The organism is Acinetobacter sp. YH12108, assembly GCF_013419055.1.
Taxonomy (GTDB): Bacteria; Pseudomonadota; Gammaproteobacteria; order Pseudomonadales; family Moraxellaceae; genus Acinetobacter.
Genome location: NZ_VPAW01000033.1, coordinates 14409 through 27767, shown reverse-complemented (window position 1 = coordinate 27767; position 13359 = coordinate 14409). Strand labels below are relative to the sequence as shown.

Sequence of the window (13359 nt, the reverse complement as noted above, 5' to 3'; positions counted from 1 at the left end):
AAAATCATTTGAATGATTTCTTCTTGGTCTACGTGCCATAAAATACTCCATATATTGATGTTTATAACATCATTTGAGGAGCAGAATATCACTTATAGGAGTTGTTCAAATTTACGGATCCATCTCTAAGAACGCTGATTTATGCACTACTCGTTGTTCTTCCTCATATCGTATCACTTCATGAGCCACGCAATATAGAGATATATTTCTTAGACATTGTTTCCATAAAAGTTCTGGATAGAGTTTTGTATAGGTCAGGAATGTTCTTTTCCCAAAACAACAATATTTCACCCTTCGTTTTGCATAATTTAAAATCATCGGTATTGGTGAGATCCTCTACCTGTTGAATCATCACTTCCCTTTCTTTTTCTTTGGCTTGTTTTTCTAAAACTTTTTGTTCCTTGATTTTGTCTTGTTCAGACAAAAAGTTCCTACTTTTCTCGCGTTTTTCACTGTCAGTAATGAACTTAACCAAGTGGAATAAATGTTCCATCCATTCATCCGTATGGGTTAAGCCAAGGATGCAACCATTTAGATTAAAGCCAACATTAACCAGGCCTATATCTGATGATGTTTTATTTCTGATATTCAAAATGACATCTTCATCCAGTTCATTTTCTGCAATGAATTCGTCTATATAGTGTTGGTACTCTGGAGATAGAAAACCGTCAAAGGTATATCGAACAACTTCTACCAGTAAAAAATTAACCCCGAAAAGTTCAATGTGTTTTTCAATCTCCTCAACAGGGATTTCCAACTGCATTGTAGATACGAGGCTTTCTACGTGGACCAGTGGCTTACCAATTTGCTGTAACTTTTCATAAAGCTCATTTGCATTCATGGGTTGGTTCAATCCGTTTTTTATATTTTATTCAGCACAGCCAATGTCGCATTGAGCATATCGACTGAAACCTCTAATTTTTTTGCTAAACGGGCCATGTGGCCGTCATCAAGTATTCTTAATGCCTTATGTAATGAAGTATAGTTTTTTAGCTCTGAAAACTCTTCAATTTTTTCATTGATATAGACATCATCTAAACCAGCTTCTTCAAAACACTCAATTACAGATAAGCCAACATATGAAAGTTTCTGTTTTTTAACATATGTTGATTGTTTTTGGTCTATTAAACCAAGTTTCACAGCAATTTTGTGGCTTTCACCACGCTTAGGTAGTCGATTGTTTGTGATGACCCTTGTATTGAAAAATTCTTTTTTTACTTGTTCAAAAGTCTTAGCCATTACGGGCACCATCAAAAGTTAATTATTTCGATCGTTTACGATATATCTTTAGAAGTACAAGAAGCGAATAAATTATTAATCTTGGTTCGCTCTAGCGCGTGGATGTGCATCTTTATAAGAACTAATCAACGTTTCGTGATCTACAAGAATATAAACTTGTGTCGAAGATAGTGATTTATGACCTAGCATTTCCTGAACGGCGCGAATATTTTTTGTTTTGTTATACAAGTGCGATGCAAAACTATGTCTCAAAGCATGAGTACTACCAATATTTCCAGAACCATGCGCCTTTAACAGAGCTGTAATGCATGCACCTAAATGGTTTTTCGCAATATGTTTGCCAGATGGTGCAATGAATAAATATCCGCAGTCTTCTACTCCAGCTTTTGAAATCCAACGATTACGAACTAAAAGCCAAGTAGAAATAGCCTCTAGTGATTTTTTTCCTAAAAAAACAATCCGTTCATTATTTCCTTTACCCAATACCTTTAGTTGCATAGCACTGAGGTTGATATCACTTAGTTTGATGGCATGTAATTCAGAGATACGTAAACCGCCAGAATATGCAATTTCTGCAGCTGCTAGATCTCTTAATTTTTGGTTGTTGTATTTAGGATTTAATGGAGCCTTGTTATCAAGGATCTCATTCAATGTGTCCACGGCGATTGGTCGCGGTAAGGAATTATTTTTGTACTTCACCTGAATATCAGTAAAGAAGTTTTCCAGTATGTATTTTCTTCGCAAGCAATAGCTCAGAAAATTTTTGATGCCAGATAAGTTTTTATTCAGTGTTCGTGCGGAAACAGCATCCACATCTGCCCGGTGTAAGCGAAATAAAGAGATATATTCACGGTTGAGATCCAAGAGATGTTTGCCTTTAAAAAAAGGCATTTCCAACATCAAAAGTATGCACTTTTTGTATTCATTAATCGTCATGTCGGATTTGTTTTCAAGCTTCAGGCTATCAAGCCATTCTTGAATCAATTCTTCGTTCGTCATGCTATGCATGGATAGATTTTCCGACATATGAATACTTAAAGCTCTTGGATAGTTTTCTCTAGCTGAACCTGTTTGTCAGCCCCAATTAATTTTATGACAATTTGCACAATATCCATATATTCTTTTACTGAGATTTTGCCATCTGCTTTCGCAGCATCCACGGTCTTACGTAAAAATGGGTTGTCTGCATATTTTTGGAATAAAGGGAAAGCTTTAAGGTCATTCAATGCATCAGCATTAATTGAGTCATTTGAATGTTTAATGATGCAATTTTTCACCTGATTTTCAGGTGTTTTGATGTAGGTCACTTCGGGCATGAGTGGCTTAATTTTTGTCACTAATTCCACTTCATTAGAAGTTAAGCAACTATACACAATTTGCGATACTGGCTCTTTTGGACCACTAACACTCCACCCTTTCGTCACTAGAAAAAACGGTATTTTAGAATACGGATACTTAAACGTATCATCAACAAGCTTATTAAATTGATGTGCAGTTGATAGGTAGCGATCGGAAGAAAAAACATCGATATGTGACATATCATTCGGCACTTCTGAGCATCCCCGACCATGATTACAGTGGCAATTGATAGGAGAGCTTTTTTCATAGGTTCAACCTTAGTTTGATTCGTGGGAAAAGTAACTTATAACTTTTGCTTAGGCTACGGTTAATAATTGTACATAAGCAAAAAAAATAGCGGTCGAGATAGACCGCTTTATGCATTAAAAATTGAATTTTTCAGTGTTGTACGCATAGATCTTATTAATATCAATGCGTTTACCCTGCATGGTAGTGATTGCAGTTGGTTGGAATTTGATTGCAAGATCTTTAATGTCTACGTCCTTCCACTCAGGCATGGTAGACGGCAAATCAATAGTACGGCGCTCTTTGGCACGGTTAGATGGAATCCAGTGGTTTAACTTAATCATTGAATCACCCAACAATGTACCTGTTTTGCGATCGACAATGCGAATATTCCCTTCTACCGAACGAATTTTTAAACCTGAAAAGTTATCAATGCCATAGGTAAAGGTATTTTGGTTTTTGCCATAAAAACGCACGGTGAATTGGTCACGCATGTAATAGTCATAATGTGCTTTTAATGCTTGGAGCATCGTTTCACGGTCTACAACTTTTTCAACCAGGCCATTATCAGTACGGAATGACTGGAGCTTTTTAAGTACCGGCTCTACATTTAATTGTTCGTCAGATACGTTCGGATTGGTCAGCGGATTACGTTGAGGATAGAAAATATCGTTTAAGTACGCTGTATGTTGAAGCAATATATACATCGCACGTTGCTGAGTATTCATTTGCTGGTAAAGGTGAGCTGTCGCTTTATAACGCTGATTTGAATTGTTTTCAAAATAGCTATCAGACAGTTTGTATTCGCTAATCTCAGGTCTAAGACCACCAGCAACAACATTAAAGCTTTTAGATGGCGTTAAAAGTCCTACATACGCTTCCTTAAAGTTCGGTGTTGGGATAGTTTCATCCTCAAATGCGAAAGCTGTATGCGCTAATACAGTACCAAGGATACCCACCATCGCAGTTTTTAATAGTTTCATTCAGTATTCTCTATATAACTTTAAAAAGGGTTTTAAGTTTGAAACTATAATACTTTATTTTTGTGCATTTAAAAAACCACTATTTAAACTTAAAGTAAAAATAATAATATTCCTTAAACCTATTTAACGCCATTCGTTAAACTATCGCTTAATCTCATTAGTCTTTTAAAGGTCAGGTAGTTTTTTGGTAGTAGTTTAGAATTAAGCGTTAAATTTGAGCATTGATCTAAGTCAATTTGGGCATTTTGATCGATAGGAAAGAGTTGTCCTTGATATGCAAAACCAGTCAAATTTTTAGCGATCGACTCAATCAAAAATACACCGTATTTATCTTGTTCCGTGGCCACTGAATTTAAACCACCTAAGGATGTAATCAGGTTTTTAAAATATCCTGGTATTGCGTTCTTCGTGCTTAAGAATTCTATTTGATTTTCAAATGCTTCAGGTGTGAGACATAACATAAAAGCATTTTTCTTTTCTTCTGGCGTTTCAAATACCTTGCCATTGGTCCACGACAGGATATTCGGCTTGAATACATGCAGTACTTCAACCGATTTAAGAAGATCCGCTACATTTGTTTTATGTTGTTCATCTGCTTCAGGCACAAACTGATTTTTGGTATATACCGCAGTAGAAAACCATTCATAATCAATTAACTGATTATCGGCATCTAATGGTTCATACAGCAAATACACGGCGCTATCACGCTTAATGGCCAACAGTGGTGATACTGCATATTGTTCTGCAAACTGAGTGATTGCATCTAAGAGCTCACTTGATATGTTGAGTTTTTTGGCATTGAATTCATCGCAAATTAACAGTAATTCTTGAGTGAGTGTTGGTACCACGTTTAACGGTGAACCAGTCTTGTTCAGCATCTCGTTAATAGCATTCTCAATTGCCCCTTTTGTTAGGCTATTGATGAACTGCAGCTGCTCTAATGAGATCCCTTCATGATCCAAAGCCTGTATGACCAGATCAAAAGCATGACGAATTTTCTTCTCAAAATGGTTTGCGTACGATAATCCCCAAGCGTCAGAAAAAAACGAGACTGTTTGTTCTGTATAGCTGGTATTCATTAAGGTTTTGGCAAGTTGCGCGTTACCGATTAAGTCACTTTCATCTTCTAATTTTTTACGCAAGTACTTCTCAATACCTTGTTTGCGAACGTACTGGATCTTCTTCAGGTTTTGACTTGATAGCCAAGTCTTATATTGCGATACAGCATATTGAATGTTCATATCGGCATATGCAGTAATACGGCAAGGTATACCATCAAAGAACGTTGGTAGAAGCACCTGTAAGAGCTCTAAATCACAAAGAGAAGCATAGATAACGCCGTCAGCCACTTCAAGGTCTGTAATCTTCACTGAGAATGAGTGAATACCGACTCGAACCAGTATTAATTTATCGGTATTTATTAGCACCGCATCATAAGAACTTTCACTGGTGATATTGTTTGCTTTAACCCATTTTTCCCAATGGTTAACGATATGGCCAGAAAGCGCTTCACGAGTATCGAAAGGTTGATCTAGATCTGCAGTTGCACTTATGAACGTATCTAAGCTAAACGCATATCGTAAAGGCTTTAGCTCGATATATGTCTCAATCGCTGTTGTATGTTGCTGAATACCATTAGTAATGCTTTGGAGCTTCAGTGCATAGTTCAAAGCCTCAAGCTGGAGCACTTCATCATCACCGATCTGCTGAAACACCGATGTAGCATATGAAAAATTAGTTTGTTCGCCGTGAATATAACGTCTTTCTTGCCCAATCTGCAGATACAGATTTTTGGCATCAGATTGGACTAAATCTAGGTAATTTTGTGGCTGAAGATCCTGAGCAAGTTGCGTAAAAGGTATTTTAATTTTTGATACTTTAGGTGCTTTTTTGAAACCTTCAATTGATGTCGGGAATTCAATAACATCTAAAATAAAATCTAGGTTTAAAGGTTTAACATCTATGATCAAATGGTTTTTATAAAAACGTCCAATCAGGTTATTAAAAAAACAAACTTGGGTTTTATGGTTTAGCATAAATATACCTTTATGAATCTTAAAGATCATCTTATAATAGTGGTATAAGTTTTAATACTATTTATCATGTGGTATTTTTAAACAAAGATAAAACTTTTAGTGAGTTGTTTCATGACAGAATCAGTTGTACCAAATAATAGCGCTTCAGAGAACGCACAAATACCAGGTACGATCGGAACATCAGCCGTTGCAGAACACAAGGGCGATAGTTTTAACGGCACAAGCATCATCACGATTGGTCGAGTTGACTTAAGTAGTTCTATTGAGCCTCTATTTGTACCAGTCTCAACATTGTGGTCCATCACACCGGGTAATTATCCTTTAAGCGCAGAAAATATTAAAAACTGCACGGCAGTACGATTTGAGGGTGAAGAACTACTTACCCAAAACTTCGCATTAGGCTCAATTGTGGTTTATAAAATCAATGGTGTTTTAGGGAACCATGTAATTGTGGTCAGTGAGGATCGAGACGGCGGTAACGATAACCGTGCGATTTACTGCAATAGCTTCAATACAACATGTAATATCTTATCTCAGTACGGTATTGCCTTCGCTGAGCTATATCGCCGCAAAGTATTAGAGCTTGATCAAGTCCTCTATACCAACCTCAATAGATCCCTTTTACAAACTCTCTATGTAGAAAATGAAACTGACGTTATTGATTTAGAGTGGAATACAAAGCACCACCCTACTCTATACGTTCATGCGTCAAACTTAGTTGCATCTGAAGAGCACGGTTTTGTGAAATATGATGGTCGTATGGCTGGTATTGGTACCTTTTCTACAAAATGTCTAACTGCAGACCGTAACGGCAACTTAATTAAACCAGAGCTAGCCTTCCTCAATAACATTATTGAAATTAATGTTACTGAAAAAGATGCGTTAGAGTTCTTGAATTGCTCTATTACGAATAACCGCTTCTTTTCGCGTATGGTTGATCAACTCAAAAGTGCTGGTCGTAAAGAATATGACTTCATCACGAACAACATTGATTTCTTCGCCGTACATGTGAAGCTTAACCTTGAAGAAGATCGTCCTAAAATTACGCGAATGGTTTTAGCACCAGATTTACCAATTCTGGAAAACTATTTGTATAAGCAATACGATCCAACCTACCTTGGTGAAGCCGTTGACGACTTAATTCAGTAATACAGATCTAAAAAAGCTAAAAGCCTACAATGTAGGCTTTTTTAATGCAAAAAGGAAAAGGCTTAATAATTACGGAATCCCAACCTGAATAACATCTATCTAAAAGTCAAAGAACGTAGGTCGGCAATTTTAATTTGAAACTTTCCTTTATGATTGGATAAAACACCAGTACCACAAACAGTAATTTTTTTCCCTACATAACCTGATATTTGAAATGACTTTCCTTTTCAGCTACTCGAAAATATTCCTTACTTGTTTAGTGATTAAGGCGCTTTAAAATTCAATTGGATTTTATAAGTGTTCAAGACATCTGCTATAACAGTACCTTCAGGGATCTCAATCTTATCCCCTACTTTGTATGTGTTCACAAATTGCCAAAACACCGCTTTTTCTTGTGGATCTAAACGAGAAAGGATGTATAGATAAGCAGATTCAAGCTGTTGTTGGCTTGCATAGCTATCTACTGATCCTACTGGCGTAGTTGCGAAGTTATAGTTCAATTCATCAAGAAGAGCTTCATATACAGTCGTACTTGCATACTTGCTGTATTTACCCTTGTTTTCAGGAACCGTATAGCCGTGGTTGTAATTGATCATACGAGCAACGTAACTGGCCAATAGTTCCGAGTTTTTAGGGTTTTGCTGTAAATAGTCTTCCAGCTTGGATTTATCAGCTTCGTGCGCCGTTAAAACCACTTCCCCGTTATTAATAACATTCAAGTTAAGTTTAATGCTCTTAATTTTACGAGGCGGTTGTTCAAATTCCGCACCATTAAAGCGATGTTTAACATTGATATAATATTGTTCAATTGCATTCGCTTTAACTAAGGGAATTGGTGAAGATGATACAATTGGAGTTTGTGAGACTTTAACGGTTGTGTTGTTGGCATAGAGGTGTGCTGATAGCGAGATTGTACCAATCAGTAAAGCTAAAGTACGTTTATTAAATACCATTTTAAACTTTTCCAGTGAAATAGTCGGTGTTATTTGTGAGAACCAGTTTTACTTTTAAAACTGCTTCTAAGCTGTCTTTACAAGATTATACTATTTTTAACATTGCATCACTAATAGTCCTTAAACATTTTTAGTTAATTCGTATCAATCACCGTTAAAACTATCTAATATGTTTAAGAAGTTTAAGCACCCTTTAAAATTTGTTGTGTATTAGGTTTATGGAAACGATTTTAAATTCCTTTTTGTTAAAGTCTATAATTTATTCATTATTGTTTTATATAGTGTATAAGTTCGTTTTTGCTTTATGTGGCGTATTTCGCAAACCTAAAACTAAAGCCAAAAAGAATTCAAAAAAAGGCTATCGTAAGCCTCAAAAGAATCAGGAGCTTGTATCTAAAAAAGTCCTTACAAAAGACGAGATTACAATGCTTGATGCACTAGAACAGGTCATTCCATCACGCAACATTTTGGTGCAAGTAAGCATGAGTGCTTTTATGACCACGCAAAACATAAGTACCCGAAATCAGTTTTCTAGGCTTTACGTGGACTATTTGATTGTTGATGAAGACTACAATCCTATATTATCTATTGAGCTTGATGGGCATTATCATAAATATACCCAGGATAAAGATAAAAGGCGTGACGAGCTTTTGAAGAGTGCTGGCATTCCTGTCATTAGGTTTAAGGAAATTCCAGACATAAAAGTTATAAGAAAAACCATTTCAAGGTATATTTAGGTATAAATACGATTAACTCTAATTGATTTTAATAATGTAAATGTGTAAAAATGGTTTTGTCGTAAGAGATATTTTGAATTAATTTTCAAATATATTTCTAAAGGTTTAATCATGAACAACTTAACTCGCAATACTGGAACTAATGACATGTTAAATGTATCAAAACCAGAAAATGTTGCTCAAATGTCACCTGTTGAACTTCAGAATTATATTGAAGAACTTCAACAACAACTAGTCGTTAAAGAAAATAAAGCTTTTCACGATGCTGTTAGTGCCATTAATGCAATCATTTCAGAAAAAATTACTGCCGATGGTGTTGTGGACATCCATACACTTAGTGAATATCTAAAAAACAACCACATTGATACCACAAAAGTTGAGCCTGTAAGACGTCAAAAACGTAAGCTTACGCATGAATGGGTTCACCGTGAAAACAACAGCTTACGTTGGGCTGGTCGCGGTCAAGTAATTAAATGGTTACGTGAAGAAATGATTGAAAAGGGTTTAGATCCTTCAGATAAAGAAGCTGTACGTAGTTATTGCGAACAAAATCTAGACCTTAAAGAGATTTAATCTTTAAAACTAGTGAAACCACCGTAAAAGGTGGTTTTTTTTTGCCATTATATAGTGTCGTTAAGCGATACCCTATTCTATTAGCTTTCAGCCGATAACAAGAAAATTTGCAATTGGTATATACTTAAACCGTTTTTATAAAGGTCACGTTATACAACGGACTAGTTTTAGTTAAATTTTGGTATATACATTATAAGTATATGTGACTATACCTTTGCTTATGTTTCGCTGGAGGCGATTAAATGTCATTCAAAACTCTATTATTAACTGGCTTATTATCTGTAGGTTTGGTTTTAGTTGGTTGTAGTAAAAAAGAAGAATCAACATCTCAATCAAAACCTATTCAACCAGATGAACAAATTGACAAAGTAGATCCATCTGCAGACCTACAAGCAGCGCGTGAAGCTTATGTCGATAATGAAAAACCTTCAAAAGTTGAGGGCCACGATTTTGATGCACATCAAAAAACTGCAGAACAAAATCCACCAAAAGAGGACGAGCAAAATGATATGTCTTCTATGCTGAACGCTGCAGCTGCAGATGCTCAAAAACAAGCAGATCAAAACAAATAACAGCACATAAGCTTGGTACATCTTTAAAGGGGATTCGTTATCCCCTTTTTTAATGCGCCTTTAAAATACTTTTTAAATTCCCTTATTAAAACTTAACTAAAACAGTGATTCATTTTAACTAAAAAAACTTTATACCCCACGACTTAGTTATAATTAACCAGTTAAAACGTAATTAGATAAATGCGTTAAGGAGTATTAAAAATGGCATATGAATATAACTCGCAAGATAAGCGGTTTGAATTCCCTAATCCCTACCGAATAGAAAACATTTTTAAAGTGATCGGTGCCATCGTTTTTATGCTGGCTGGCCTAAGCTTAATTTTCAGTGCAAAAGGTCTATTCAGTAACGGTGTATTTGTTGCACTACCACCGCTTATAGTTGGTCTAGCAATGTTCAGTTATGGCGCTCTACTGCTGACCACAGGCTTATCAAACCTAAAGTTCTACTTTGGTCGTGATCAACCAGCCGGACTTGCACAGGAGTTATCCATTCAAGAAACTGGTGCTTATCCTGGTGCAACCGATATTAAAGAGATCCTACGCCAAAGCGCTTTGATTTATGAAGAACCAAAAGGCTCAGTGAACGGGATTCTATATTCACTGTTCCCTAATCTTATTTTTTCGCCATTATTCATCCGTAACGCTGCAGAAGCTCAATTTCAAAATGCGATTGTTTTTCTGATTACCTTAGTGAGTGCTCTAATCGCGTATGTGGGTGCATCACCCAATACAGGTGCTTGGCTTGGGATTGTTTACAACGCCATTATTTTGATTGTTTTATTGCGTCCTATGGCTAATCCGAACTCAGGTGCACAAGAAATTGGTTTATCTAAAGTCATTGGTTTGGTTTTAGTCGCCATTCTTGGACCTGTATTGGTTCCTATCCTTACCCAACATGCAGTTGCACCTATTTGGTTGCCAAGCATGGATAAAGCAATTTTTACGTTAATTGCAGCGCTGATTGCGATTGCGATATTCTTCTTGGCCGTGATTGCTCAAATGGTAAAACAGCCACCACAAGCCAGTGCTGGAGTCGTTCAGGATAGTTTGAGTATGAATTGCCAACCAATGCAATTGTTTGATGAACTTGAACGCCATCTACAAAAGAATTGGGAAAGTGCTATTCCTAACAGAATCTATTCACGCCAGTTGCCAGTTATCAACTCTCGCAGTAAAAACGGTGCTTTTGAGGGTGAGATCTTAGAAGAAACTCAACCAGTGCCAATCAATACCCTTCGTGATATGACATTGAGCTCATGCTTCAAAGAAGAAAAGTATCGCTGGTTAGCCATCCTCAATAGTTTTGGATTGTTAAGTTTTATTGCTTCAGTCGTATTAATGACTATTTTTGCCAAAGGTCTATATAACGGAAGCTATCTGGATTTTAGCGACTTCACTTATGGTTTCTTTGGTGTATCGATGTGGATCTTAGGGAAGTTTTGTTTTGAGCACGGTAATTACCTATGGAGCCGTTTTGACTTTGTATCAAAACTAATATGGGTTGAGGCTAAAGGTAGCTATCAATTGTCTCAAATGAACTTTGGCCGTTACCTTGACGACAGCGTGAAATCACAAAAAGAAGTCATCAATGTTGAAACCATGACGTTACGTGTCTGGTACGCTGAAATTAGCACAACGACCTTCGGTAAATATCAAAACCGTGCGATCTTGAGCATGACTGCTTGTACTGATGATGCTGTTGTACTGAAAGAGCATTTAGCCGACTTTGCCAAAAGCCAAAGCATTGTGGTTGCCCCAACGTCTGAAGTAGATATTAACCGCATGTCATCTATGAACCAGATGAATAGCGCAATCAATAAAAACTCACCAAGAACACATGGTACACATCTTGGATTGATGAATAACCCTGAAACACACAGTCAGGATCTATCAGATCAAGTACCAGTGATCATCAAACCGAAAAAGAATATGTTTTGTGTGAAATGTGGTGAACCACTTCAGGACAATATGCTGTTTTGCCCTCAGTGTGGTACCAAAATAGAAAGTTAATCGTTAAAGAAAATAAAGGAATGGATTACGAATGTGGTCCATTTTTTTTGACATCAAAAAAATAATTAGAGTTCTAAAATTAAGAGTTTAATTGAGCGTTGACATATTCTTCGACAGAAAATCCCTTTACGCCAGTTTCTATAAGTGCATGCACAAAGTCTGAGAACGTCACTGGAATGTACCCTACTTTGAATAGTGCCTCATTCAACTCTTTGTACTTCAGAAAAACTTCTTCTTTATGTTTTTTCTTCAGCTTAAACGTGGACGGCAAATCTGCCACTTGCAGATCTTGAATTTTGGTTGGGTTGTTCATAGCGTACCCGGTTGCTTAAAAGTTGCGAATTTAAACTATTGTAATGTGAAAATTAAAAAATGCAGAATAAATCTGCATTTTATTGTTTCATTTTTTTAAGATCTATTTGATAAACAGATGCTTAAATTAGTATTCTCAACCAAAAGCCAATTAATAGCGGATTAACCAAAATCAATCCGTTTCTTATTAGTATGTTTAATGTGTTGCTACTGGCGTACCAAATGCATCAGGATGTTGTGGTTGTTCACCACCACTTTGTTGAGCTTGACCAGGTTGACCAGCTGGAGCAGTTGTCTTACGTGCAGCTAAGTCCTTCATGATGTCTTGACAAGACATGCCCCCTGTTTCGTATAAGTTGTACGCAACAGGATCTTTTTTAGGATCTGGCGGTACACACTCCAATTCAGGTTCACTAGCAGTTGCAGAATCGGCATTCATTTTGTCCAGTTCGGTAGTAATCAATGTCAGATCGATGTCACTTGGCGTAATTGGACGACTGCTGATCTGCAAGCGATAAGTCATAGACGGCGTTAGTAGCGCATATAGTTCGCGGATCTGATTGGCCATAAGCGCAGGATTTTTCATTACGATTTTTTGGCATAAGAAAAGGTGCACGTTGTTCGCGCTACAAACACTTCCTTTACGCTGACTTGTTTGTGGGTTTTGGGCATCCACTTTCAAGGGGTAGACTTCAATGTAAACTTCATACGGCGTATCTGGCTGAAATTGGAAGTTCTGCAAACTAGAAACGACAGTTGAATACGGTTCTGACGTATCTTGTGCATGACAGAATACTTGTGGTGCGTTACAGTCAAAGTTACGACTAATACGGTCGATAATTTTATTGCGCTGAGCAGCCAATTTCATACTTTCTTCTTTTACTCGTCTTGCAACTTCACTCTGCAGTCGAGCTTCAAGTTCAACATCGCTTTGTTGTGGACGTTCAACTTCGATGTTTTGATTGCCAAAAATAACCACAGCAAATAACAAAAAGAAAAGAACACCACCGCCAATCAAGATTAGCTTTTTATGCTTAGCAAAAAAGTTTTCATCAATGTTTACTTTTTTGCCCTTCTTTGCTGTCTTGGCTGGCTGTTCAGGCTCACTTACATGTTCATCATCGGGTTGGATTTTGATCGCTTCTTCAGCTTCCTTCCCGATGTTGTCCATATCATCTGGTTCGTGATTACTCATTTATTCACCTATTCAA

General features: G+C 36.8%; 14 protein-coding genes. 5 read left to right on the top strand and 9 right to left on the bottom strand.

Going from position 1 to position 13359, the window contains the following annotated elements; translation table 11 throughout:
- Window positions 1-178: 178 nt before the first annotated feature.
- The 6 genes from FTU46_RS16795 to FTU46_RS16790 form a co-directional block, all read right to left on the bottom strand.
- A complete protein-coding gene (locus FTU46_RS16795; protein ID WP_227553516.1) occupies window positions 179-841 on the bottom strand; it encodes a hypothetical protein in 663 nt (220 codons plus the stop codon).
- A 20-nt stretch (window positions 842-861) separates the two neighbouring features.
- Entirely contained in the window at window positions 862-1239 is a 378-nt protein-coding gene (locus FTU46_RS15295) for a hypothetical protein (protein ID WP_005006227.1), read from the bottom strand.
- Window positions 1240-1314: 75 nt separating this feature from the next.
- Window positions 1315-2247 (bottom strand): tyrosine-type recombinase/integrase, encoded by a 933-nt coding sequence (locus tag FTU46_RS15290; RefSeq protein ID WP_114190198.1) that lies wholly within the window; start codon window positions 2245-2247, stop codon window positions 1315-1317.
- Between the two features lie 26 nt (window positions 2248-2273).
- Window positions 2274-2777, bottom strand: coding sequence for a hypothetical protein (locus tag FTU46_RS15285; protein WP_228160833.1), 504 nt, complete (start codon window positions 2775-2777; stop codon window positions 2274-2276).
- A gap of 183 nt (window positions 2778-2960) precedes the next feature.
- Window positions 2961-3806 carry a hypothetical protein gene (locus tag FTU46_RS15280; protein WP_042893442.1) on the bottom strand — a complete coding sequence of 282 codons (846 nt, stop codon included), beginning with the start codon at window positions 3804-3806 and terminating at the stop codon, window positions 2961-2963.
- Between the two features lie 119 nt (window positions 3807-3925).
- Complete coding sequence (locus tag FTU46_RS16790; RefSeq protein WP_257221219.1) at window positions 3926-5842, bottom strand: hypothetical protein; 1917 nt, start codon at window positions 5840-5842, stop codon at window positions 3926-3928.
- A 111-nt stretch (window positions 5843-5953) separates the two neighbouring features.
- On the opposite strand from FTU46_RS16790, the gene FTU46_RS15270 reads away from it, so the two are divergent.
- Window positions 5954-6991, top strand: a complete 1038-nt coding sequence (locus FTU46_RS15270) for a hypothetical protein (protein ID WP_038350020.1) — start codon at window positions 5954-5956, stop codon at window positions 6989-6991.
- Between the two features lie 263 nt (window positions 6992-7254).
- Here the strand turns inward: FTU46_RS15270 and FTU46_RS15265 are convergent, their stop codons facing one another.
- The gene (locus FTU46_RS15265) at window positions 7255-7944 is read right to left on the bottom strand and encodes a hypothetical protein (RefSeq protein WP_148728180.1); all 690 of its coding nucleotides are present in this window, start codon (window positions 7942-7944) and stop codon (window positions 7255-7257) included.
- A gap of 218 nt (window positions 7945-8162) precedes the next feature.
- Between FTU46_RS15265 and FTU46_RS15260 the strand changes: the two genes are divergently transcribed.
- The 4 genes from FTU46_RS15260 (at window position 8163) to FTU46_RS15245 (ending at window position 11836) form a co-directional block, all read left to right on the top strand.
- The gene (locus FTU46_RS15260; RefSeq protein WP_125274761.1) at window positions 8163-8681 is read left to right on the top strand and encodes a DUF2726 domain-containing protein; all 519 of its coding nucleotides are present in this window, start codon (window positions 8163-8165) and stop codon (window positions 8679-8681) included.
- A 111-nt stretch (window positions 8682-8792) separates the two neighbouring features.
- A complete protein-coding gene (locus FTU46_RS15255; protein WP_038350047.1) occupies window positions 8793-9254 on the top strand; it encodes an H-NS histone family protein in 462 nt (153 codons plus the stop codon).
- Between the two features lie 242 nt (window positions 9255-9496).
- A complete protein-coding gene (locus tag FTU46_RS15250; protein WP_005006208.1) occupies window positions 9497-9826 on the top strand; it encodes a hypothetical protein in 330 nt (109 codons plus the stop codon).
- Between the two features lie 201 nt (window positions 9827-10027).
- Window positions 10028-11836 (top strand): zinc ribbon domain-containing protein, encoded by a 1809-nt coding sequence (locus tag FTU46_RS15245; RefSeq protein ID WP_148728179.1) that lies wholly within the window; start codon window positions 10028-10030, stop codon window positions 11834-11836.
- 79 nt (window positions 11837-11915) lie between these two features.
- On the opposite strand, the gene FTU46_RS15240 is transcribed toward FTU46_RS15245, so the two are convergent.
- Together FTU46_RS15240 and FTU46_RS15235 are read right to left on the bottom strand one after the other, a co-directional pair.
- A complete protein-coding gene (locus tag FTU46_RS15240) occupies window positions 11916-12149 on the bottom strand; it encodes a hypothetical protein (RefSeq protein WP_005028471.1) in 234 nt (77 codons plus the stop codon).
- A 195-nt stretch (window positions 12150-12344) separates the two neighbouring features.
- Window positions 12345-13343 (bottom strand): hypothetical protein, encoded by a 999-nt coding sequence (locus FTU46_RS15235; protein ID WP_148728178.1) that lies wholly within the window; start codon window positions 13341-13343, stop codon window positions 12345-12347.
- Window positions 13344-13359: the final 16 nt, after the last annotated feature.

What these genes read in the sequence shown, in the direction of transcription:
- FTU46_RS16795 (WP_227553516.1), bottom strand. Translation starts at nt 841, where the DNA reads ATGAATGCAAATGAGCTTTATGAAAAGTTACAGCAAATTGGTAAGCCA.
- FTU46_RS15295 (WP_005006227.1), bottom strand. Translation starts at nt 1,239, where the DNA reads ATGGCTAAGACTTTTGAACAAGTAAAAAAAGAATTTTTCAATACAAGG.
- FTU46_RS15290 (WP_114190198.1), bottom strand. Translation starts at nt 2,247, where the DNA reads ATGCATAGCATGACGAACGAAGAATTGATTCAAGAATGGCTTGATAGC.
- FTU46_RS15285 (WP_228160833.1), bottom strand. Translation starts at nt 2,777, where the DNA reads ATGTCACATATCGATGTTTTTTCTTCCGATCGCTACCTATCAACTGCA.
- FTU46_RS15280 (WP_042893442.1), bottom strand. Translation starts at nt 3,806, where the DNA reads ATGAAACTATTAAAAACTGCGATGGTGGGTATCCTTGGTACTGTATTA.
- FTU46_RS16790 (WP_257221219.1), bottom strand. Translation starts at nt 5,842, where the DNA reads ATGCTAAACCATAAAACCCAAGTTTGTTTTTTTAATAACCTGATTGGA.
- FTU46_RS15270 (WP_038350020.1), top strand. Translation starts at nt 5,954, where the DNA reads ATGACAGAATCAGTTGTACCAAATAATAGCGCTTCAGAGAACGCACAA.
- FTU46_RS15265 (WP_148728180.1), bottom strand. Translation starts at nt 7,944, where the DNA reads ATGGTATTTAATAAACGTACTTTAGCTTTACTGATTGGTACAATCTCG.
- FTU46_RS15260 (WP_125274761.1), top strand. Translation starts at nt 8,163, where the DNA reads ATGGAAACGATTTTAAATTCCTTTTTGTTAAAGTCTATAATTTATTCA.
- FTU46_RS15255 (WP_038350047.1), top strand. Translation starts at nt 8,793, where the DNA reads ATGAACAACTTAACTCGCAATACTGGAACTAATGACATGTTAAATGTA.
- FTU46_RS15250 (WP_005006208.1), top strand. Translation starts at nt 9,497, where the DNA reads ATGTCATTCAAAACTCTATTATTAACTGGCTTATTATCTGTAGGTTTG.
- FTU46_RS15245 (WP_148728179.1), top strand. Translation starts at nt 10,028, where the DNA reads ATGGCATATGAATATAACTCGCAAGATAAGCGGTTTGAATTCCCTAAT.
- FTU46_RS15240 (WP_005028471.1), bottom strand. Translation starts at nt 12,149, where the DNA reads ATGAACAACCCAACCAAAATTCAAGATCTGCAAGTGGCAGATTTGCCG.
- FTU46_RS15235 (WP_148728178.1), bottom strand. Translation starts at nt 13,343, where the DNA reads ATGAGTAATCACGAACCAGATGATATGGACAACATCGGGAAGGAAGCT.